This window comes from Corynebacterium lowii (genome assembly GCF_001412085.1).
Classification (GTDB): domain Bacteria; phylum Actinomycetota; class Actinomycetes; order Mycobacteriales; family Mycobacteriaceae; genus Corynebacterium; species Corynebacterium lowii.
The window spans coordinates 109,189-129,861 of record NZ_LKEV01000003.1 but is presented as its reverse complement, the minus strand read 5'-3'; the positions used below and the strand labels follow the sequence as shown (position 1 = coordinate 129,861).

The following is a 20,673-nucleotide window of genomic DNA, read 5'->3' as shown; positions in this document are numbered from 1 at the left end:
TCGAGTTAGAGCAGGTTCTCTTCGGCCAGGAACTGCGCCACCTCGGCGGCGGCATTGTCCCCACGCACGGTGCGGCCCGCCTCCCTGGGCGGACGCTGCGCCGCACCCGTCACCACGGTGGCGGAATGGGCCAGACCCACCTGCTCCGGGGCCACGCCGATCTGGGCCAGGTTGTACACCGTAATCTCGTGCTTCTTAGCCGCCATGATCCCCTTGAAGTTGGCAAAGCGCGGCTTATCGGCCTTGTCCGTCACGGAGATCACCGCCGGAAGCGAGGCCCGCAATTCCCAGGTGCCCCGGTGATCCTCGCGCACGCCTACCACGGCGTCCCCCTCCACGCGCGCCTCGCGCAGGTACGTTAAGGCCGGAACCTGGCGGTATTCGGCCAAGATTCCCGGCAGCGCCCCCGTCGCGCCGTCCGAGGAGGCGTCGCCAGCCACGATCAAGGCCACGTCCTCCACCGTGTTAATCGCATTGGTGAGAGCCCAGGTGGTACCCAGCACGTCAGAGCCCGCCAGAGCCTCGTCCACCACGTGCACGGCGTCGTCCGCGCCCATAGCGATGGCCTTGCGCAGCGCGGCATCGGCGGACTGCGGCCCCACGGACAGGGCAATCACCCGGTATCCGGCCTCCGGGTTCGCCTCGCGCAGGCGCAGCGCCTGCTCCACGGCGTACTCATTAATCTCATCAATCACGGTATCCACGTTCACGCGATCAATGGTGTAATCCGGCTCCAGGGCCTTGGTGGACCACGTATCCGGCACGCTCTTTACCAGCACCACAATTGCGGGCACGGCGTTTCCCCTTTCTCTTCTCTTCGCTTTTGACGTCTTGCCAGTGTAGTCAACCCTCACTCACCCGCGGGCCGCAGATCAGCGCCACGCCCTGCCGCCCTATCCGCGTGCACACCACCGCCAGCGCCGTGTTCCCCTTCAGTTTCCATTGCTTGCGCAGCACGTCCGGGTCCACATCCAGCCCGCGAACCAGAATCTCCACGGTGCCCGCATCGTGTTTTTTCAGCGCCGTCCGCGCCTGTTTGAGCGGTACCGATTCAATGAAAGTAAATCCGCTGCGGCCCTCCGGAAGGCGCTCACCGGTCAGATAAGCGATGCGCTCGTCGAGCATCCACAGGCCCTCCCGGGCCGCATACTGGCGCACCAACCCGGCGCGCACCACCGCCCCATCGGGGTCAATAATGTAGCGCCCCGGCGCCCCCACCCCCGTATCCTCGGGAGCGGTATCGTCAAGGCGATCTATCCCCTCCGGGCGCACCATCACCGCCTCGCGACGCAATCCCTCGGCCAGGCCAGGACTGTACAGGCAGGCCTCCTTGACCGCCCCCGCCACGCCGGACACGCTCACCAGCCCAGGCCACTCGGAATAATCAATTCCCGGCGCGCACTTCACGGCCACCTGCCGCCCGGCGTAGGCCTCCATCACCTCCGGCAGCGGGGGAATCAACTTCGCAGGGTCGCTAATCCGACGCCCCCCTGAGCGCCGTGCGGGATCGGCCACGATGATCTCCGCGCTACTGCTCGGGACCAGCGCATCGGCCCGCATCAGGAGCGCATCGGGAAGGTTATAGGCCGCCATGCGCACGCGCGCGGGGTCGAGATCGGAGCCAATATATCCCAGGCCGGCCTCTTGGAAAGCACGCCCCTCGGTGCCAATCGAGCAGGTGACGTCGTGCACGATACTCCCGTGGCGGGCCAGCCTGCGGGCCCGCTCCCGCGCCACCGCAACCGGGGTGGCCTGCTGGGCCGCATCGTGATCGGCCAACCAGGTATCCGGGAACTTCTCGGCCCCGGCGCGGCGAGCGTGGAGAAGTTCCAGCGCCGCGCGGCCCGCCTCCCCTAGTTCCTGGCGGGCGCGCTGGGCGTCGCTTAGCGCGGTGGCCTTGGTCAGCCCCACGGTTCTGGAAAGAGCCTCGATTTGGGTGCGGTGCTGGTGAAGAAAATCCACTTCGGAGGGGCTAAAAGGCATGAGTTAGATTCGCTCGTGAAAGGTAGTGGTGTAGAACTCGCGGTAACGCGGATCGTGCCGGGGCGCTCCGTGCACCGGGGTCATATCGGAGGCTTCGGCCTCGGCCACGGCCTGCTCCACCGTCTCGCAGCGGGAAAGCCGCATGAGCTGCGCCCAGGTGGGAATCACCAAGCGCACGAGGCCGTGGCGCCACCCCTCGATGAGAAGGCGGGGTGAGAACCAACCGGCGGAATCCGCCTCGGAGGAGGTATCGTCCGCCTCCTGCCCCACGGGGTGCACGGCGAGAAAGGAAAAGGTATCAAAACGCCGCCCCTGCTCCGAGGAACCAATCCACCGAGCCCAGGGACGCAACAGATCCGTGTGCACGCGCAGGTTATTACTGGAAAGCACCTCGGTGAGGGAAAGTCGATGAGACTCCAAGGCCAGGCGATCCTCGTGATAAGGGCTGGCGTCCCCCACCGTGGCACCGTTGGGGTGCACGGCCAATAAGGTGCCGGTCTCCTCAAAAAGCTCACGCACCGCGGCGAAAACAAGCCCCTGAGCGGCAGAATCCGTGGTGCCTAGGGTTTGAGCGGTATCACCCACGGAACGCCCGGACCACACCTGGCTATCTTCCCCCACGTCTCGATCGTCTACGCGCCCACCGGGAAAGACCGTCATCCCCGGATAATCCGGCATCGTGGATACCCGCTCCTGAACCCACACTTCCAGGCCCTCCGCACCATCGCGCACCAAAAGCACGGTGGCGGCAAGCAGAGCGGGTTCCTCCATGCCCGTTTATCTTATATGTTTTTCCGCGCCTTAAGCGTACCGGTGGGAGCCACCCCGGCGAATACGCCGGGCAAAGTAGCGCCCCTCCAGCTCCGTGAGCTCGATGGATTGGTGGAAAGTGGTGGTGAGGTTGGCGCTGGTAAGCACCTCATCAATCGGCCCCTGCGCCACAACTTTTCCTTCATCGAGCAAAAGCGCATGGGTAAAGCCCTGCGGAATCTCCTCCACGTGGTGTGTAATCATCACCGTAGCGGGGGAATCGGGATTCTCCGCCAGCTCGCTGAGGTGGGCCACCAGATCTTCCCGGCCCCCTAGGTCCATTGCCGCCGTGGGTTCATCCAAAATCAGGATCTCGGGATCAATCATCAAAGCCCGCGCCAGCAGCACGCGCTTGCGCTCCCCCTCCGAGAGCGTACCCCAGCGGCGCTCAATGAGGTGCATACCGCCCACCTGTTCCAGGATGTCGTGGGCGCGCTCAAAGTCCTGCTCATCGTAGCGCTCACGCCACCGGCCCAAAACGGCATAACCGGCGGAGACCACCAAGTCCCCCACGAGTTCATCATCGGGAATACGGTGGGCGAGCGCCGAGGAGGAAATACCGATGGCTGCGCGCAGATCGCGCACATCGGTGCGCCCCAGGCGCTCGCCTAAAATACTCACCTGCCCCTGGGAGGGATAGTCGCTCGCAGAGGCGATATTGACGAGGGTGGTTTTCCCCGCACCATTGGGACCCACGATCACCCAACGCTGGCCCAGCTCCACCTGCCAGGTCACCGAACTAAGAATCGCGGTGCCGCCCCGGATAACGGAGACATCCTGGAAATCAATCAACAAGTCCTCGCGTTGCTCATTCACAGTGACCATTGTGGCACAGGTTGGGGTGGCGAGGGTGGTCGCACATGGTTGGTGCTGCGGGGTCGATGAGGTTAGTGCTGCCAGGCTGACACCGCACATTGGCCGCGTACATCTGGTTCCCGCGTATTTGGTTCCGCAGGGCGTTTTCCTCTGGCACACGCCCTGCCTGCCCCACCCCGCTGGGGGCAGGCGGGGCGTGGGGCGGCAGAGGAGCCCGAGGGACAGGGAAACAGAAGCTAAAACAGAGCGCTGGCCAAGCGCGTGCGTGCGGCGGCCACCGCGCCATCGGCCGGTTCAAAGAGGCCAAAGAGTTCCAGCAAACGAGCCTTGGCTTCTTCCTTACGCTCCGTGCTCAGTAGGGATAACAACAGATCAAAGGCTTCCTCAGCATGGCCCGCCAGGGCTTTCTGGTCCGCCCGAGCCAGGGCGTCTTGCTCTTGTCCTTCCTTCTCGCTCGCCGCCCGTACCCTTGCGATGAGGTCACGGTAGGCGGCGGCGCGGGAGGCCTGGCTACCCTGCGCTTTTTGAGGTTGCGCGCTCTGGGTACCCTTCACGCCGCCCTGCGCACCCCCCTGAGCCAGCGCCGCAAAAATCTGCTCGGCCTGCTCCCACTGGCCCTGCGCGGCTACAGCGATGGCGTAATCGAGTTCGCTCATCTCCCCCTGCTCTGGTGCCTCCCCTTCGATCTCCGAGGAAAGCCCGCTGAGCTGTCCACCCACTTGCGCCACCAGGGCGTCGGTCCATTGCTTGAGCGCCTCAAAGGGCTGCCCGCCCTCAAAGGAGGTAATGGGCCTGCCGGCAGCCACCGCCACCACGGTGGGCAACCCCTGAATACCAAAGGCCTGAGCTACCTCCGGGGCGCGGTCAGCATCCACATATCCCACCAGGAAGGCCCGTTGGGACTGCTGAGCCAAGGCCTCTAAATCCGCCTTCAACTGCTCCGAATCCGGGCTGCGCGGGGTGCCCACGAGCACCACCACGGGAACCTGGGTGGATCGGTGCAGCACCGCAGCTTCTAGATTGGCGGCGGTAATCTCGGCGAGCGCCGGAATCTCACCCGCCGGGGTATCGCGGGCCTCCGCCTGGGTCTTGACCTGACTGAGGTCCACCGCGCCATACATAAATCTATCGGGAGCCGTCATTTAGCCCTCTCCTTTCAATCTCTTCTCCACGGATTGCACCTGGCCCGTGATCTGATTGCTATGACCAGGGCGTAATATCGGCCTTCAACACCAGAGACACCCTGGGAGAAACCCGCAGCACCGCATCCGTGGCCTCCTTAACCACCGCCATCACCTCATCCCATTCCCCCTCAACCAGGGTGAACATGGCATTGGTTTCATTGGGCAACCCCGAGGCCCGCACCACCCGCACGGCCTCCGCCACCGCATCGGCCATCTCGGCATCTCGTCCGGGGGTCTGCGTGGGAGCCACAGAAAAGGCTACGATCATGCGGCCCACTCTACCGCTTATCGACGCCCCGCCTCCCGCACCTCTCACGCCCGCCTCAGGCTCAGCATTAACCAGTCAGCGGAAGCGCGCAAAGCAAGAGCGATGCCAGTGGCGGCGTTCCTGCGCTCCCTCGTCCTCCCGCCAGGCCACCACGTGCGCCGTCCTCACGGGAATCACCTGGTGGCACCCTGGGCAGCGATATTCCTTCAAGGCCCGCTCCGCCGTAATAGTGCGCACCATGTAACCACCCTCGGCTCGCGTCTCCCATATCCCACCCAGCGGGCGGTGGGAGCTGCGGTGTTCGGGGCGGCGTCGTCTAGGCACTAGAAAAGCCGCAATTCATCGCTTTCAATGCCGCGCAGCGCCTGGTAATCCAGCACCACGCAGCGAATCCCGCGGTCCTCCGCCAGGGTTCGGGCCTGGGGCTTGATCTCCTGCGCCGCAAAGACTCCGCGTACGGGGGCCAGCAGGGAATCACGATTGAGCAATTCCAGGTAGCGGCTTAGCTGCTCCACGCCGTCAATGCCGCCGCGCCGTTTGATCTCCACCGCCACGGTGGCTTGGGATTCATCGCAGCACAGAATATCCACCGGGCCAATGGCCGTGGGATATTCACGGCGAATCAGGCTATACCCCTCCCCCAAGGTATTAATGTGCTCGGCGAGGAGTTCCTGGAGGTGCGCCTCCACTCCATCCTTGACCAAGCCGGGGTCCTCCCCCAGCTCAAAGGCGGCCTCGTGATGAATCTTCTCGATGGTGATGCGCAGTTGCTCCCCCTTGGAGTTCTCCACGATCCACAGGCGCGCACCCGTTTCTTCCCCGTCCTCCCCTTCAATGGGCATATCGCTCAGGGTGCACGGCGGGGTCATCCAGTTCAGCGGCTTATAGGCGCGATCGTCAGCATGCACGCTCACGGAACCATCCGCCTTCACGAGCAGGAGTCGATCCGCCAGGGGAAGGTGAGCATCCAGGCGGCCAACGTAGTCTACCGAGCAATGAGCGATCACTAAACGCATGGCTCCAACCCTATCCGAGAGGCTTAACGACGCCGCAGGTGGGTAATGCGGCGCTTAAGCATCCGGTAATCAGGGCGCTCCTGGCGCGCGTCGGGAGCCGATTCCAGCCAGGCCCGCAGGGCCATCTCCGTGCGAAGATCCACCGCTATTTCCCAGGATTCATTGCCGTGCTTGAGTTCGAGCACCCGCATCCCCTCGGCCATAAAAGAAGCCTCGCGCGCGCTGAGATCGCGCTGCGAGGCAAGGCTGAGAGCTTGACGGTCAAAGATCGTGTCCGCCACCGGGGCCAGGGAACGCAGCTTGTAATACCGCAGCTCCTCACCCTCATAACGAACAAGCCCATGACGCCAACCATGCGTTCCCGTGGCGGGGAGACGCCGGAGAATCACGGTGGTGCCACGGGAGCGGAGACCAAAGAAACGCCAGGCCGCTAAGCACCCCACGCCGCCGACGAGAACCACGACCAACCACAGGGCGATAGAATCCACGCGGTACACACCTCTTTTCCCGCCATAACCAGCAAATATAATGAGGTGAATTGTACTAAAAAGCCCTCCCGCGGGCGAACCGCAGAAGGGCTTTTTAATGAGAAGGTGTGAAGAGGCTATGCCTGGGCCAAGCGACGCTGCGCCTTCAGCGCGGCCTCCGCTCGACTGCGCACGAGTTCATCCTGCGCACCCAGCTCTGCCTCCGCGGCGGCGCTATCCACCTCGGTGGCCCACACCGCGTAATCGGCAAGGATAATGACCTTTTCCGCCGATACGGAGAGGAAGCCACCCTGGACAGCGGCCACGAGGCGATCACCTTCCACGGGGCGGATGGTGACCACGCCGTTCTCGACCAGCTGGCCGAGCATCGGCTCATGGCCGGGAAGCACGCCGATCTCACCCTCGGTGGTCTCAGCCGTCACGATGGTGGCCGAACCGGCCCACAGCATCTTCTCCACAGAGACCAGTTCTACGGTGATGTCAGCCATGACTCTCCTACTTCTCGGTCAGCTTCTTGTAAGCGGCCTCGACGTCCTCAAGACCACCCAGGTTGCTGAATGCCTGCTCCGGATAAGCGTCAAACTCACCGTTGCAGATGCGCTCGAAGGCGTCGATCGTCTCGGTCAGCGGGACGTAGGAACCCGGATCGCCGGTGAACTTCTGGGCCACAAAGAAGTTCTGGCCCAGGAAGCGCTGGATGCGGCGGGCACGCTGCACCGTGATCTTATCTTCCTCGGAGAGCTCGTCCATACCCAGAATGGCGATAATATCCTGCAATTCCTTATTCTTCTGCAAGATATTAATGACGCGCTGAGCCACCTCGTAGTGACGCTCACCCACGATGGAGGGCTCCAGAATACGAGAGGTGGAGGTCAGCGGGTTCACGGCCGGGTAAATACCCTTGGACGCGATGGAACGGTCAAGCTCCGTGGTGGCGTCCAGGTGGGCGAAGGTGGTGGCCGGAGCGGGGTCGGTGTAGTCGTCCGCAGGCACGTACACGGCCTGGAGCGAGGTAATCGACTTACCCTTGGTGGAGGTAATGCGCTCCTGGAGCACACCCATCTCATCGGCCAGGGTGGGCTGGTAACCCACGGCGGAGGGCATACGGCCCAGCAGCGTGGACACCTCGGAACCGGCCTGGGTGAAGCGGAAGATGTTGTCGATGAAGAGCAGCACGTCCTGGTGCTGAACATCGCGGAAGTACTCCGCCATCGTCAGACCGGACAGGGCCACGCGCATACGGACTCCCGGCGGCTCGTCCATCTGGCCGAACACGAGGGCCGTATCCTGAAGCACACCCATCTCCTCCATTTCCAGGAAGAGGTCGGTGCCCTCACGGGTACGCTCACCCACACCGGCGAACACGGAGGTACCGGAGAACTCGCGGGCGATACGGGTAATCATCTCCTGGATGAGCACCGTCTTGCCCACACCGGCACCGCCGAAGAGGCCGATCTTACCGCCCTTCACGTACGGGGTCAGCAGGTCAATAACCTTGATGCCCGTTTCCAGGATCTCGGTCTTGCCCTCCAACTGATCGAAGGGGGGCGGATCGCGGTGGATACCCCAACGCTCCACATCGGCATCGTTGTTGATCTCCGGTGCGTCCAGGCAATCGCCCAGTGCGTTGAACACGTGGCCCTTGATCACGTCGCCCACCGGCACGGAGATCGGCCGACCGCTATCGACGACCTCCGCACCACGGATGAGACCGTCGGTGGGGGCCATAGCGATGGTGCGCACGAGGTTATCGCCCAGGTGCTGAGCGACCTCCAGGGTGATGGTCTTAGCAACTGCTTCGAGGGTAACCTCGACCGTCAGCGCGTTGTACAACGCCGGGAGTTCGCCGCGTGGAAACTCCACATCGACGACAGCACCGATGACGCGCACAACACGGCCGGCGGTAGTCGCCTGCTGTGCATTGTGCTCATTGAGAGCTGTACTCATAATTAGTCACTTTCTCCGCTTTCGGCGAGCGCGCCAGCGCCACCGACGATCTCTGTGATTTCCTGGGTAATCTGCGCCTGGCGAGCCTGGTTGGCAACGCGGGAAAGATCGTTGACCAACGCGGTGGCGTTATCAGTAGCAGACTTCATGGCGGTACGGCGCGAGGCCGATTCCGCAGCGGCTGCTTCGAGGAAAATCGAAAACAGGCTGCGCGAGACGTACTTGGGCAGCAACGCCTCCAACAGGGTGTCTGGATCCGGCTCGAACTCGTAATCCGGCTCGGCCGTTCCTGCCGAGGAAAGCATGTCCTCGCCCTGCTCGATCGGAACATCCTCAAAAACCGGCTCGATGGGTAGCAACTGGTGAGCACGCGCCGTCTGCGTCAGCATGGACACAAACTCGGTGTACACCACGTGTACCTGGTCAAAGCCGTGAATGTCGGATACTCCCTCACGGCCCTTGACCTCGCCCATGGAACCGGCCAAGAATCCCTCCACGATGTGCCGACGCACATCGTGAGTGGCGTCCCAGCTGGGGTCCTGGGAGAACCCTGCCCACGATCCTGCAACGGGCTCGTCGCGGAACTCGTAGTAGCCGATGCCCTTGGTACCGGTCACAAAGCGCACAACCTCGTAACCGCTATCCTCCAGCATGCGGGTCAGCTCGGCGGCCTTCTTGAGCACGTTGTGGTTATAACCACCACACATGCCGCGATCCGAGGTCACCACCAGGACGGCCGCAACCTTGCCGTTTTCACGCTTGCGGAGCATCGGGTGATCGAGCGAGCTCGCCGCGGCAAGCCGCTCCACCACGCTTTGAATCTCCGTCGCATACGGCGCGGCGGCCTGCACGCGGCCCTGCGCCTTGGTGATGCGCGAGGTAGCGATCAGCTCCTGGGCCTTGGTGATCTTCTTGGTGGAATTAACGGACCGAATACGGTCGCGCAGTTCTCGAAGATTAGCCATGGAACACCCTCCTCCCTTCTTGCTTGATGACGGTCATCGTAATCGGAATCATCTCCGTTTACTTACGCCGTCGTGGAGCGGGAGACGTTGAGCTGATTCTTCTTCACCTCGGAAGAATCCAGGGCGTCAACCTCGGGCTCGTTGATAACGGGCGTGCCGTCGCTGGTGCGGAAGGAAGCGGTGAAGTCCTGAGCCGCCGCGAGCAGCGTCTGCTTGGACTCATCGCTCAGCGCCGCACCGCCGTTGATCTGGTCAAAGACCTGCGGGGCATTGGCCTGGAGGTACTCCTGAAGCTCCGCCTCGAAGCGGCGCACATCGGCCACCGGAACGACGTCAAAGACGCCTTCACCGGCCAGCCAGATGGAAACCATCTGGTATTCCACCGGCTGCGGGGAGCTCTCCGGCTGCTTCAACAGCTCCACCAGTCGCTGACCACGCTCAAGCTGCGCCTTGGAGGCAGCATCGAGGTCAGAGGCGAAGGTGGCAAAGGCCTCCAGGTCGCGGTAAGCCGCGAGATCCAGACGCAGCGAGCCGGCAACCTTCTTCATGCCCTTGGTCTGAGCCGCACCACCCACGCGGGACACGGACACACCGACGTTAATAGCCGGGCGCACACCCTGGTTGAACAGATCGGATTCCAGGAACACCTGACCATCGGTAATGGAGATCACGTTGGTCGGGATGAAGGCGGACACGTCGTTCGCCTTGGTCTCGATGATCGGCAGAGCCGTCATGGAGCCAGCACCCATCTCATCGGAGAGCTTCGCAGCGCGCTCCAGGAGGCGAGAGTGCAGGTAGAACACGTCGCCGGGGTAAGCCTCGCGTCCCGGAGGACGACGCAGCAGCAGGGAGATGGCGCGGTACGCCTCGGCCTGCTTGGTCAGATCATCGTAAATCACCAGAACGTGATTGCCCTGATACATCCAGTGCTGGCCCAGGGCCGCACCGGCGAAGGGGGCGAGCCACTTGAAGCCGGCGGCGTCGGAAGCCGGAGCAGCCACGATGGTGGTGTACTCCAGGGCGCCCTTCTCTTCCAGGGTGCGGCGCACGGCGGCAATCGTGGAGCCCTTCTGCCCCACGGCCACGTAGATGCAGCGCACCTGCTTGTTCTTATCGCCGGACTCCCAGTTGGCCTTCTGGTTCAAGATGGTGTCAATGCAGACGGCCGTCTTGCCCGTCTTACGGTCACCAATAATCAGCTGACGCTGACCGCGGCCGATCGGCGTCATCGCGTCGATGGCCTTAATACCGGTCTGCATCGGCTCCTCCACGGGCTGACGTTGCAGCACCGTGGGGGCCTGAAGTTCCAGCACGCGGTTTTCCTCGGCGTTAATGGCGCCGAGGCCGTCGATGGGGTGCCCCAGGGGGTTGATTACGCGGCCGAGGAACTCGTCACCGACCGGAATGGACAGGACCTCGCCGGTCCTCGTGACCTCGTCGCCCTCCTTGAGGGACTCGAAGTTACCCAGAACCACTACGCCGATGGAATCGGTTTCGAGGTTCTGCGCGACGCCAATCACGCCGCCGGGGAACTCAAGCAGCTCATTGGTCATCGCGGAAGGCAGGCCCGAAACCTGGGCAATGCCGTCAGCGGTGGAAATGACCACGCCGACCTCCTCACGGGAGGCCTCCGCGGAGAAGCTCGAGGTGTAGTTCGCTATCGCGCTACGAATCTCATCGGAGGAGATCGTCAGCTCCGCCATGTTCTTCCTGCTCTCGGTTGAATCGTGCAAATCGTCAATTTTCTCTGATCCTAGGCCAGCTGGGCGCGCAGCCTGCGGATCTTGCCAGCGGTAGAGCCATCAATGCGCTCATCGCCCACCCGGATAATCATGCCGCCGAGGAGGGATTCATCCACCTCAGCAAACACGTCCATCTCGTTGCCGTAAATGCGTCCCAGCTTCTGGGCGAGCGCCTGCTGCTGCTCCGCGCTCAGCGGGCCAGCCGACGTCACCTTGGCCACCACGCGGCCGCGCAGCTGCGCAGCCTCAGAGGCCAAAGCCGCAATATCGTCAATCGGGTTATGCTCCGGGCGGCCGATCACCTGAAGCGCCAGCGCCTCGGTGTACTTGCTCACCTTCCCGTAGAGCACGTTGGCCAGCAATCCGCGCTTTCGGGAACGCGCCACGGCGCGCTCCGAGAGCAGCTGCGTCAATTCCGGGTGGCGTTCCAGGAGACGGCTGAGCTCAAAGAGCTCGCCCTCCACCTGTTCCAGCGTGCCTTCGATCTCCGCGCCCCGCAGCAATGCCCTGCGGCCCAAGACCACCAGACCCGTGCGAAACTCACGCGGGGTAGACCAGCGTGCTCCGGCTGCGTCCTTGAGCACCGTCATCGTGGCCTCAGCAACCTTGCCCTGAAAAACGTCGTTCATCAGGCCTTGGCGCTGCTCAGGGGTAGAGGAAGCCTCCGCCACCGCCACGCGCAGCCCACGGTTATCGTCAAGGAACTCAACGGTGTCAAAAAGCTCGGCACCCAGGGTTGCCGCCGTGACGACGGAACCAGAGATCTGCGTATCCAGGCTTCGTGCTACCTCTGCCAATGCTGTGCGGCTCGCTGCGTGCATATCGCTCACTTTCCTGCCGGGGCAACGGAATCGAGGTCCGCCAGGAAGGCGTCGATGGTGCCCGAACGCTTGGTGGACTCGGAAAGCTCGCCGCCGAGCAGCTTCTCAGCCAGGCTGATGGAGTTCTGCCCCATCTCCTGACGCAGCTCGGTAATCACCTGCTGGCGGGAAGCCTGAAGCTGCTTCTCGCCGGACTCGATGATGCGGTTGGATTCCTCCGTCGCCTGAGCCTTCAGCTCGGCTTCGATCTGCTTGCCGCGCTCGCGGGCCTGCTCGCGGATCTCCGCGGCCTCCGCACGGGCGTCGGAAAGCTGGGCGTTGTACTTCTCCAGAGCCGCCTTGGCTTCCGCCTGTGCGGCCTCAGCGCGCTGGATTCCACCTTGAATCCGGTCCTCGCGCTCGGTCAGAACCTCCTGGAACTTCGGAAGAACGAGCTTCCAAAAAAGCACCAGCACAACAATGAAGCAAACGGCGGACCAGAAGATGTCATACGGCATGGGCAGCATGGGGTTATTGCCCTCAGACATCGGCAATACGCCGTTGCCTTCCGCCGCCAGAACGCTTAAGACGTTCGTCATCTGTAAGTGACCCTTCGTTTCGTGGCTGACTTATTACAGGATGAAGCCGGCAACGAGGCCGATGAGGGCGAGGGCCTCGGTGAAGGCGATGCCCAGGAACATCGTGGTGCGCAGCTGACCGGCCATCTCGGGCTGGCGTGCCATGCCCTCCAGGGCCTTGCCCACGAGGATACCGATACCGATACCGGGGCCAATGGCGGCCAGGCCGTAGCCGATGGCACCGTAACCGGTGGCCTTAGCAGCTTCGTCAGCGGCAACGAGGATGATGTCTTGCATTTCTAGTCTTTCCCTTTCGTTTTGCCCGGCCCCAGCTGGTAATCCAAGGCATTTCTGTGGTCGGGCGAGAAGTGTGTGGGGTTAGGGCCGTCCCTGACCGGGACGATAAGGATCAGTGTTCATCTGCATGCAACGACAATTCGATATACAAGGCCGAGAGCAGAGCGAAGATATACGCCTGCAAGAAGATGACCAGTAGCTCGAAGAGCGTAAACGCGACGGCGGCAACGAGGGTCACAGCCGACATAGCCGTCCAACCATTGAACTGGAAGAAAAAGAAGTTCGTGGCGGAGAACAGCAGAACCAGAATCATGTGACCGGCCAGCATATTCGCCATGAGACGAATAGTGAGCGTGGCAGGACGCAGGATGAAGGTGGAGAAGAACTCGATCGGCACCACCAAAATGTGGAGGAGCGGAGGCAAGTTCGGGATCACCACGGAGGACTTCACAAACTTGAAGAATCCGTAGCGCTTCGCACCCGCGTAGATAAACACCACGTAACCCGCAACGGCCAACACCAGCGGCATGCCGATGCGAGCATTAGGCGAGACGTTGAGGCCCGGAATGACGGCGGGGAGGTTCATTGCGAAAACGAGGAAGAATACCGTGGCAATGAAGGGAAGGAAACGACGCCCTTCCTTCTTGCCCAGGATGTCCTCAGCAATGTGAATCCGCACGAAGTCCAGGCAGATCTCCGCAAAGTTCTGCAATCCAGACGGAACCAGCTTGGGGTTCCGCATGGCTATGACGAAAAAGAGTGCAACGATAGCCGCCATCAAAAGGCGGATGAACATCAGACGGTCTAGCGCGAACCAGTCGTTAGCGAAGCCGGTCAACCACATGTTGACGACATCGCCATCCTCATTCGCATGCCCCGGGAAGAATTCGTGATCCAGTGAAGGCGGGTGAAACTCGCCTTTAAAGGCCAAAGTTGTAACGCTCAGCGATCTCTCCCGTGTTCGGGCCGTGGGGAGACGAACTCCCACGGTGCGATGGACGTCTTACATGCTCACTGATTTCGCCGTGGACTCCGTCGCACGTCTACGACACGAAACCAGGGGTAGGACCTCGCATCCTTGAGCAGCCAAAAACCGCCTGGGAAACGATGGCCGGGTTACCCGCGCTACATCGTATCAGGTATGTGGGTAATTCACTTATCCGGCTTCACCCCCGTTATTGGGTGGTTTACAGAATCCCCCGGATCAGCGCAGGTATCCCCGGACCTTTCTGCCCCCACCCGATCCCCCTCTCCCCCCATGCTAGATTCCACCCGAGAATGCAGCGCCACCCAGGAATGGGGTTCCGCTCAAAAGTGAGATCCAGCTCAGGAGTCCGCCGCGGGAGGAGCAGCGGGAGTACTCGTGTACGTCACGCGCGAGGTGATAACCTCCCAGGTCTCACTAGCCAATACCACCACGAGCACCACTACCACGGTGACGAGCAAAGCCCAGCGATCGTAGAACTCCATATCGGAGATCGCCCACATCACCAGCATGGTCACCACCAGTTTCAGCAGCCATCCGCCCAGCACCACCGCCCCGGTCGTACTCGGAGAGGTCTTGGAGGTCAGGAGCACACTGAGCACCGTCATCAGCACGAAACTTCCCCCCAGCAACGCCCCGATGAGCACTCCCCACAGCCCCGGGCCTCCGGCCAGCCAACCCCACAGGGCCAAAGAGATCACGGTGATCGCCACCAGGGCCAGGCTTCCCAGGCGCAGGGCACGCAAGAGCGGGCGGCGCGGATCATCAAAGTTTTCTTCTTGCACATCACTCACGTCCGCCGAGTTTACCCACCTCGACGCCCCCTTTAATCCTCGGTATGCGAGCCAGCACAAGCCCCACCTTAAGAACCTGCACCAGAGCCGGTGTCCATGCCATCATGCAAGCCGTCAGCCACGGAGGCAGAGACGGAAACAGAAGAATCCTGCTCCCCCATCCCATCACGCCGCACCCCCGAGCGAACCCCTCCACGCTGCCCATAACGCCGCCGCCACCGCAACGGAATAAAGGTGATCCCCGCCGCCAGCAGCAGGGCCACCGCCGTGCCGATGAGCGCCACCCCCGCGGGTACGACAGAGAAGGACACCGCCCCAAAGGCCACCACGGAAACCCACAGGTAGAGCACCAATACCGTGCGGCGATGCGTGTGCCCCAGGGAGAGCAGCCGGTGGTGCAGGTGGAGCCTGTCAGCAGCGAAGGGCGATTGCCCCTTAGCCAGGCGGCGCACCACCGCCAGCACCAGGTCCAATACCGGCACGAATACCGCCGCAAGCACCACGATAAGAGGACTCATCAGGGCCACCACGTCCACCGCCCCATACAGGGACATATTGATCTTGCCCGAGGCCGAGGTGGAGGCCGCCGCTAAGAGCAGGCCGATGAGCATGGAGCCGGAATCCCCCATGAAGATGCGGGAGGGCTCAAAGTTATGCGGTAGAAATCCCGCACACATGCCCACCAGGCCCGCCGCAATAATCGCCGGCGGATATGCGGCCACGGTGCCCCCTTGGTCATGGAGCACGGTGAGCGAGAAAACCAGAATGGCCCCGCCCGCAATCATGCCCAGGCCCGCGGCGAGCCCATCGAGCCCATCGACGAAGTTCAGGGCGTTGATGAGCAGCACAGTGAGGAAGGTAGTCAAGACTACAGACTGGACTTGGTCGAGAACCACCGTGGTTCCCTCCCCCACGGGAAGATAAAGCAGAGTCCAGGAAAGGCCCAGCAGGCTCATCACCACCGCGCTCAGCGACTGGCCGATGAGCTTGGTCACGGCATCGAGCTCATAGAGATCATCGACGATTCCCACCAACACGATGGCGGCCCCGGCCCACACCACGGCATTCATCTCCGGGGTCACCGGCATGAAGCCACGGGTGAGCGCGGGCAGTTGATTGGCCACTAACACGGCGGAAAGGAAGCCGGTAAACATCGCCACCCCGCCCAAGCTCGGCGTGGGTTGCGTATGCACGTCGCGGGCGCGCACCTCGGCCACCCGCCCCGAGCGCAGCACGAGGGAGCGCACGGCCCCGGTGCTCAGAAAGGTCACCGCGGCGGCCACCAGGATCACCAGCCCCAACTCGCGCAGCGGCACTCCCTCCACGCCCACCCCCATCTAAGCGGTTCCCTCCGAGCCGCGTATCTCCGCCGCTCCAAGGCCCAGCACCTCGGCTATCGCCTCGGCGCTCACCGCACCTTCGCGCAGGATTTTCGGCGTGACTGCGGTGAGATCGACGATCGTCGAGGGCTCCCCCACCGTGGCCCGTCCGGCGTCAAGATAGGTTTCCACCGCATCGCCCAGTTGCCGTTGGGCCTCCTGGGCGGTGACGGGCGGTTGATGCCCGTGGAGATTGGCCGAGGAAACGGCCATCGGGCCAACCTCGCGCAGCAATTGCAGAGCCACGGGGTGATTCGGCATACGCAGCATCACGGAACCATGCGTATCGCCCAGGTTCCAGGGCAAAGAGGGAGCCTGCGGCACCACGAGGGAAAGTCCTCCAGGCCAAAAGGCCTCCACCAGCGTGCGCGCGGAATCGCTCAGGGAGGAGGTGAGCCCCGCGATGGTATCCCAGGAGCCCACCAGCACTGGCACCGGATAATCGGGGCCGCGCTTTTTTGCTGCCAAGAGAGCCGCCACGGCCTCGTTATTAAAGGCATCCGCTCCGATGCCATAGAGGGTATCCGTGGGCATGACCACGAGGTTGCCTGCCTTCGCGCTCTGGGCTGCGGAGGCAATCACCTGGGCACGAGTGCGGGCGTCCATACAACTAGCAATGGCCCCCATGAGGCTTCCCCTTTGGATTGACGGCAAATAGATCAGTTGTTGAGCTTACCCGCTATCACAAACCGATCCCTACCGGAGAGGTCGCGCAGAGGCTCTGGTGGGCTCATCAGAGGCAACCCCGCCACCAACTCCGCCACAGCCAGCGCCGTGGTGTCGTCGTGCTCAATGCCGAGTAATCCGCCTGGCCGCAGCAGCGCCGCGGCGGGGCCAACCAGGCGATTAATCACGCTCATGCCGTCCGCTCCGGCAAATACCGCCTCGTGTGGATCGTGATAAATCTCCGCCGGTAATCCCTCGGATTCCGGCACGTAAGGAGGATTACTCACCACCGCGTGTGCCTTTCCTGCCAGGTCAGCCAGCAGGGCGGGGTCGGTGGCGTCCCCCAGGCGCAGTTCCACGCCCAGGGGTTCAAGGTTGCGCCGCGCCCACGCGGCAGCCTCGGGGCTGCGCTCCACGGCAACCACCTGGGCGTCGCCACGCTGGTGCACGATATAGGCGGCCAGCGCGCCGGAACCGGTACACAAGTCGATCACCAGGGGCTTATCGACGCCGCGCAGCCCCCGCACCGCCCAATCCGCCAGCACCTCGGTTTCCGGGCGTGGAATGAACACCCCCGGCCCCACGGCCAGGCTCAGCGGGCCGAAGGCGGCCTGGCCCAGGATGTATTGCAATGGCTCGCGGCGGGCGCGGCGCTCCACCAGCTCCCAATAACCGGGAGGGGTCTCGGCTGCCCGCAGGGTGACCTCCAAGGGGGAGCACCCCAGCAGATGCGCGGCGAGTTCCCGCGCATCCACCTCCGGGCTTTCCACCCCCGCTCCCGCCAATATCTCGCGGGCGCGGGCGATGTCCTCGCGCAGGGTCATTCTGGCTCTAGGCGCTCGGCGCGCTCGGCGGCCTGCAAGGCGGTGAAGAGATCGTCGAGGTTGCCGTCGAGCACCTGATCCAGGTTATTGGCCTTGAAGCCAATGCGGTGATCGGAGATGCGGTTTTCCGGCCAATTATAGGTGCGGATGCGCTCGGAGCGATCCATCGTGCGCACCTGCTTGGCGCGACCCTCGGCGGCCTGGGCCTCGGCCTCATCCTCCTTGAGCTGCTGCAAACGCGCGGCCAGCACCTGCATGGCGCGGGCCTTGTTTTGAATCTGCGAGCGCTCCTTCTGACAGGTCACCACCAGCCCCGTGGGCAGGTGGGTGATGCGCACGGCGGAGTCGGTGGTATTCACACCCTGGCCGCCCTTGCCGGAGGAACGATAGACGTCCACGCGGATGTCCTTATCGTCGATCTCCACCTGCTCCACCTCGTCGGGTTCGGGGTAGACCAGCACGCCCGCGGCGGAGGTCTGGATACGCCCCTGGGACTCGGTGACAGGAACGCGCTGCACGCGGTGCACGCCGCCCTCGAACTTGAATACGCTCCACGCGCCATCGCGGGAGGGGTTCTTAGCACGGATAGACAAGGTCATGTCCTTGACTCCGCCGAGGTCGGACTCCGCAAGCCCCAGAATCTCGTAGGTGAACTCGTGCTTGTCCGCGTACTTCTCGTACATGCGCACCAGGTCACCCGCGAAGAGCGCGGCCTCCTCGCCACCCGCACCGGCCTTAATCTCCATGATGATGTCATCTCCATCGTGGGGGTCGCGCGGTGCAAGGAGATCGGCAAGTTTTTCCTCCAACTCCACCGCACTGGCCTCTAGGCGCTCGGCCTCGGCGGCGAACTCTCGGTCCTCCCGCGCCATCTCGCGGGCGTCCTCCAAGTCTGCGCGCACCTGCTCTAGGTCGGTGGCCACCTTCACGATGGGTTGAAGCTGGGTATAGCGCTTGGAGAGCTTACGGAACTGCGCCTGATCCCCAATCACCTCGGGATCGGCCATCTGCGCCTCGATGCCCTGGTACTCGGAGAGCACATCATCGACGGCTGAAACCTGATCCGCCATCTTAGGAATAATCCTCCTCTTCATCGCGCGCGGCCATCGGTGCAGAGGAAGCCACCTGCATGAGGAACTCGCCGTTATTCTTCGTCTTTTTCAGCTGCTTCATCAACAGGTCAATGGCCTGCTGGTTATCCAGTGCCGCCAGAATACGCCGCAACTTGTGCACCAGGCGGGCCTCCTCCGGGGCGAGCAGAAGCTCGTCCTTGCGGGTGCCCGAGGGGCCCACGTCCACAGCGGGGAATACCCGACGCTCGGAAATCTTGCGGTCCAGTTTCAGCTCCGCGTTGCCGGTGCCCTTGAACTCCTCGAAGATCACGGTGTCACCCGCCGAGCCCGTCTCCACCATCGCGGTGGCGATGATGGTGAGGCTGCCGCCATTTTCGATATTGCGGGCGGCACCCAGGAAGCGCTTGGGCGGATAGAGCGCGTTGGAATCCACACCACCGGAGAGGATACGGCCCGAGGCCGGGGAGGAATTGTTATAGGCGCGGCCCAGGCGGGTGATGGAATCCAGCAGCACCACCACATCGCGGCCCTGCTCCACCAGGCGCTTGGCGCGCTCGATGGCCAGCTCGGCCACGGCGGTGTGCTCGCTCGGGGGACGATCGAAGGTAGAGGCGATGACCTCGCCGTTCACGGAGCGCTGCATGTCCGTGACCTCCTCCGGGCGCTCGTCCACCAGCACCACCATGAGGTAACACTCGGGGTTATTGGTGGAAATCGCGTTGGCCACGTTTTGCAGAATCGTGGTCTTACCGGCCTTGGGCGGGGAAACGATGAGCGCGCGCTGCCCCTTACCGATGGGCATAATCAGATCAATCACGCGGGTGGTGAGGATCTTCTGCTCCGTCTCCAGGCGCAGGCGCTGGTTGGGATACAGCGGGGTGAGCTTGGCAAAGTTGGGGCGCTGGCGGGCCTCGTCCACGGTCATGCCGTTGACGGTGTCCACCCGCACCAGGTTGTTGTACTTCTGCTTGTTGCGCCCGTGCCCCCTGGTCTGAGTCTGGCCCTGCTTGACCTGCCCCACGATGGCGTCGCCACCGCGCAGCCCGCACTTGCGGATGAGCTGGCTGCTCACGTACACGTCCGCGGAGGAGGGGTGATAGCCGGTGGTGCGCAGGAAGGCCACGTTGTTATCCACGACGTCGAGGATGCCCGCCACCTGCTCCAATTCCTCGGGTAGCAGCGGCTCGTTGTGCTCGCGGCCCCCCTCGTGATTGCGGCCCCGGCGATTATTGCGCCGATTATTACGGCGGTTTCCACGCCCGCCACGGTGCTCCCTGTTATCGCGGTATTCCCCCTCGCGCTCGCCGCCGTCTCTCCCCTTCTCCGCAGCCCGATCGGTGGCCCGATCTGCGCTCTTATCGGAGTTCTCGGCGGTGCGTTCGGCGTTTCCCTCCTCGCGGTGCTGTTGCCGGGCGCGGTTGCGCCGTGCCCGGCGCGCGGCGGAACGGGATTCGTAGTGGTTGCTATCGGAGTTTTCTCGCTCCTGCTCCCCCGCTCCCGTTGCCCGCTCCGAGGCGTCGTGAGCCCGCTCCTGTGTGTTCTGCTCCGCCAATGCCTCTGGCTCCTTGACCGATGTTTTCTTGGGCGTGCTACGGGGAGTGCCGTGCGGCCCACGGCCTTGAATTGCATCAATCAGCTCGGATTTGCGCAGTCCCGAGATTCCTTTGAGTCCCCTCTGCGCAGCTAATGCCCGGAGTTCGGGAATACGTAAGGCCGCCAAGTTTTGCTCGGAGCCGCCCTGTGGGGCGGCGTTCTCCGGTGTGGTCACAGATGTCCTTTCATCGCTTGACCGGAAGTGAGGGGAGAAAGCGGGGGCAGATGGTGCCCGGAGGCGTTTCTCCATAATCTATTTCAGGGCGACGCCGCTCACCCCGCAGTGCGTGTGGGGAGCAGGCCGTACCAGCATGGGGTTCTCGCAGGAATACAAAAACTACGAGCCCTCGTGGAAACACACAATTCCGTGCGACTTCGTCCCTCCGAACGGCACTCGGAATTGATCCAGAATCAGTGTAACTCATAAAGCACGCCGCGATGTACCCGCCTCGTGCGCACCTCCCG

The 20,673-nt window shown here is 63.1% G+C and carries 21 protein-coding genes and 2 pseudogenes; all 23 read right to left on the bottom strand.

Features of this window, described 5'->3' with window-relative positions:
• Positions 1 to 5: 5 nt before the first annotated feature.
• The 23 genes and pseudogenes from Clow_RS06230 to rho all read right to left on the bottom strand — a co-directional run bounded on the left by Clow_RS06230 (position 6) and on the right by rho (position 20,383).
• A complete protein-coding gene (locus Clow_RS06230; RefSeq protein ID WP_055177841.1) occupies positions 6 to 794 on the bottom strand; it encodes an electron transfer flavoprotein subunit beta/FixA family protein in 789 nt (262 codons plus the stop codon).
• 49 nt (positions 795 to 843) lie between these two features.
• Positions 844 to 1,983, bottom strand: a complete 1,140-nt coding sequence (locus Clow_RS06225; RefSeq protein WP_055177840.1) for a THUMP-like domain-containing protein — start codon at positions 1,981 to 1,983, stop codon at positions 844 to 846.
• 3 nt (positions 1,984 to 1,986) lie between these two features.
• Positions 1,987 to 2,754: an NUDIX hydrolase gene (locus Clow_RS06220; RefSeq protein WP_055177837.1), complete on the bottom strand. Its 768-nt coding sequence runs from the start codon at positions 2,752 to 2,754 to the stop codon at positions 1,987 to 1,989.
• Between the two features lie 30 nt (positions 2,755 to 2,784).
• Positions 2,785 to 3,618: an ABC transporter ATP-binding protein gene (locus Clow_RS06215; protein ID WP_055177835.1), complete on the bottom strand. Its 834-nt coding sequence runs from the start codon at positions 3,616 to 3,618 to the stop codon at positions 2,785 to 2,787.
• Between the two features lie 227 nt (positions 3,619 to 3,845).
• On the bottom strand, positions 3,846 to 4,751 hold the full coding sequence (locus tag Clow_RS06210; protein ID WP_055177833.1) for a tetratricopeptide repeat protein: 906 nt from the start codon (positions 4,749 to 4,751) through the stop codon (positions 3,846 to 3,848).
• A pseudogene (locus Clow_RS06205) lies at positions 4,752 to 5,061 on the bottom strand (thiamine-binding protein).
• 75 nt (positions 5,062 to 5,136) lie between these two features.
• A complete protein-coding gene (locus tag Clow_RS11905; protein WP_169786571.1) occupies positions 5,137 to 5,301 on the bottom strand; it encodes a hypothetical protein in 165 nt (54 codons plus the stop codon).
• A gap of 83 nt (positions 5,302 to 5,384) precedes the next feature.
• Positions 5,385 to 6,077, bottom strand: a complete 693-nt coding sequence (gene nucS / locus Clow_RS06200) for an endonuclease NucS (protein WP_055177831.1) — start codon at positions 6,075 to 6,077, stop codon at positions 5,385 to 5,387.
• A 23-nt stretch (positions 6,078 to 6,100) separates the two neighbouring features.
• The gene (locus Clow_RS06195) at positions 6,101 to 6,565 is read right to left on the bottom strand and encodes a DUF2550 domain-containing protein (RefSeq protein WP_055178031.1); all 465 of its coding nucleotides are present in this window, start codon (positions 6,563 to 6,565) and stop codon (positions 6,101 to 6,103) included.
• Positions 6,566 to 6,681: 116 nt separating this feature from the next.
• Positions 6,682 to 7,053, bottom strand: coding sequence for a F0F1 ATP synthase subunit epsilon (locus Clow_RS06190; protein WP_055177829.1), 372 nt, complete (start codon positions 7,051 to 7,053; stop codon positions 6,682 to 6,684).
• Between the two features lie 7 nt (positions 7,054 to 7,060).
• A complete protein-coding gene (gene atpD, locus Clow_RS06185; RefSeq protein ID WP_055177827.1) occupies positions 7,061 to 8,512 on the bottom strand; it encodes a F0F1 ATP synthase subunit beta in 1,452 nt (483 codons plus the stop codon).
• A 2-nt stretch (positions 8,513 to 8,514) separates the two neighbouring features.
• A complete protein-coding gene (locus Clow_RS06180) occupies positions 8,515 to 9,477 on the bottom strand; it encodes a F0F1 ATP synthase subunit gamma (RefSeq protein ID WP_055177825.1) in 963 nt (320 codons plus the stop codon).
• A 62-nt stretch (positions 9,478 to 9,539) separates the two neighbouring features.
• On the bottom strand, positions 9,540 to 11,180 hold the full coding sequence (atpA, locus tag Clow_RS06175; RefSeq protein WP_055177823.1) for a F0F1 ATP synthase subunit alpha: 1,641 nt from the start codon (positions 11,178 to 11,180) through the stop codon (positions 9,540 to 9,542).
• A gap of 50 nt (positions 11,181 to 11,230) precedes the next feature.
• Positions 11,231 to 12,040, bottom strand: a complete 810-nt coding sequence (locus Clow_RS06170; protein ID WP_055178030.1) for a F0F1 ATP synthase subunit delta — start codon at positions 12,038 to 12,040, stop codon at positions 11,231 to 11,233.
• Positions 12,041 to 12,045: 5 nt separating this feature from the next.
• Positions 12,046 to 12,618, bottom strand: a complete 573-nt coding sequence (locus Clow_RS06165) for a F0F1 ATP synthase subunit B (RefSeq protein ID WP_055177821.1) — start codon at positions 12,616 to 12,618, stop codon at positions 12,046 to 12,048.
• Between the two features lie 33 nt (positions 12,619 to 12,651).
• Entirely contained in the window at positions 12,652 to 12,894 is a 243-nt protein-coding gene (locus tag Clow_RS06160; RefSeq protein ID WP_055177819.1) for an ATP synthase F0 subunit C, read from the bottom strand.
• A gap of 112 nt (positions 12,895 to 13,006) precedes the next feature.
• On the bottom strand, positions 13,007 to 13,825 hold the full coding sequence (gene atpB / locus Clow_RS06155) for a F0F1 ATP synthase subunit A (protein ID WP_055177818.1): 819 nt from the start codon (positions 13,823 to 13,825) through the stop codon (positions 13,007 to 13,009).
• Positions 13,826 to 14,220: 395 nt separating this feature from the next.
• Complete coding sequence (locus Clow_RS06150; RefSeq protein WP_156334722.1) at positions 14,221 to 14,664, bottom strand: Cg1360 family ATP-synthase-associated protein; 444 nt, start codon at positions 14,662 to 14,664, stop codon at positions 14,221 to 14,223.
• Positions 14,665 to 14,935: 271 nt separating this feature from the next.
• A pseudogene (locus tag Clow_RS06145) lies at positions 14,936 to 16,010 on the bottom strand (MraY family glycosyltransferase); the annotation flags it as partial.
• Entirely contained in the window at positions 16,011 to 16,679 is a 669-nt protein-coding gene (locus tag Clow_RS06140; RefSeq protein WP_055177814.1) for an L-threonylcarbamoyladenylate synthase, read from the bottom strand.
• A gap of 32 nt (positions 16,680 to 16,711) precedes the next feature.
• Complete coding sequence (gene prmC, locus Clow_RS06135) at positions 16,712 to 17,542, bottom strand: peptide chain release factor N(5)-glutamine methyltransferase (protein ID WP_055177812.1); 831 nt, start codon at positions 17,540 to 17,542, stop codon at positions 16,712 to 16,714.
• Positions 17,539 to 18,612, bottom strand: coding sequence for a peptide chain release factor 1 (prfA, locus tag Clow_RS06130; protein ID WP_055177810.1), 1,074 nt, complete (start codon positions 18,610 to 18,612; stop codon positions 17,539 to 17,541). Before prfA ends, prmC begins: the two co-directional genes overlap by 4 nt.
• Before the next feature lies 1 nt (position 18,613).
• A complete protein-coding gene (gene rho, locus Clow_RS06125) occupies positions 18,614 to 20,383 on the bottom strand; it encodes a transcription termination factor Rho (RefSeq protein WP_055177808.1) in 1,770 nt (589 codons plus the stop codon).
• Between the last annotated feature and the right edge of the window lie 290 nt (positions 20,384 to 20,673).

Coding starts and splice junctions, on each gene's coding strand:
- Clow_RS06225 (WP_055177840.1), bottom strand. CDS start 1,983: ATGCCTTTTAGCCCCTCCGAAGTGGATTTTCTTCACCAGCACCGCACC.
- Clow_RS06220 (WP_055177837.1), bottom strand. CDS start 2,754: ATGGAGGAACCCGCTCTGCTTGCCGCCACCGTGCTTTTGGTGCGCGAT.
- Clow_RS06215 (WP_055177835.1), bottom strand. CDS start 3,618: ATGGTCACTGTGAATGAGCAACGCGAGGACTTGTTGATTGATTTCCAG.
- Clow_RS06210 (WP_055177833.1), bottom strand. CDS start 4,751: ATGACGGCTCCCGATAGATTTATGTATGGCGCGGTGGACCTCAGTCAG.
- Clow_RS11905 (WP_169786571.1), bottom strand. CDS start 5,301: ATGGTGCGCACTATTACGGCGGAGCGGGCCTTGAAGGAATATCGCTGC.
- nucS (WP_055177831.1), bottom strand. CDS start 6,077: ATGCGTTTAGTGATCGCTCATTGCTCGGTAGACTACGTTGGCCGCCTG.
- Clow_RS06190 (WP_055177829.1), bottom strand. CDS start 7,053: ATGGCTGACATCACCGTAGAACTGGTCTCTGTGGAGAAGATGCTGTGG.
- atpD (WP_055177827.1), bottom strand. CDS start 8,512: ATGAGTACAGCTCTCAATGAGCACAATGCACAGCAGGCGACTACCGCC.
- Clow_RS06180 (WP_055177825.1), bottom strand. CDS start 9,477: ATGGCTAATCTTCGAGAACTGCGCGACCGTATTCGGTCCGTTAATTCC.
- atpA (WP_055177823.1), bottom strand. CDS start 11,180: ATGGCGGAGCTGACGATCTCCTCCGATGAGATTCGTAGCGCGATAGCG.
- Clow_RS06170 (WP_055178030.1), bottom strand. CDS start 12,040: ATGCACGCAGCGAGCCGCACAGCATTGGCAGAGGTAGCACGAAGCCTG.
- Clow_RS06165 (WP_055177821.1), bottom strand. CDS start 12,618: ATGACGAACGTCTTAAGCGTTCTGGCGGCGGAAGGCAACGGCGTATTG.
- Clow_RS06160 (WP_055177819.1), bottom strand. CDS start 12,894: ATGCAAGACATCATCCTCGTTGCCGCTGACGAAGCTGCTAAGGCCACC.
- Clow_RS06140 (WP_055177814.1), bottom strand. CDS start 16,679: ATGGGGGCCATTGCTAGTTGTATGGACGCCCGCACTCGTGCCCAGGTG.
- prmC (WP_055177812.1), bottom strand. CDS start 17,542: ATGACCCTGCGCGAGGACATCGCCCGCGCCCGCGAGATATTGGCGGGA.
- prfA (WP_055177810.1), bottom strand. CDS start 18,612: ATGGCGGATCAGGTTTCAGCCGTCGATGATGTGCTCTCCGAGTACCAG.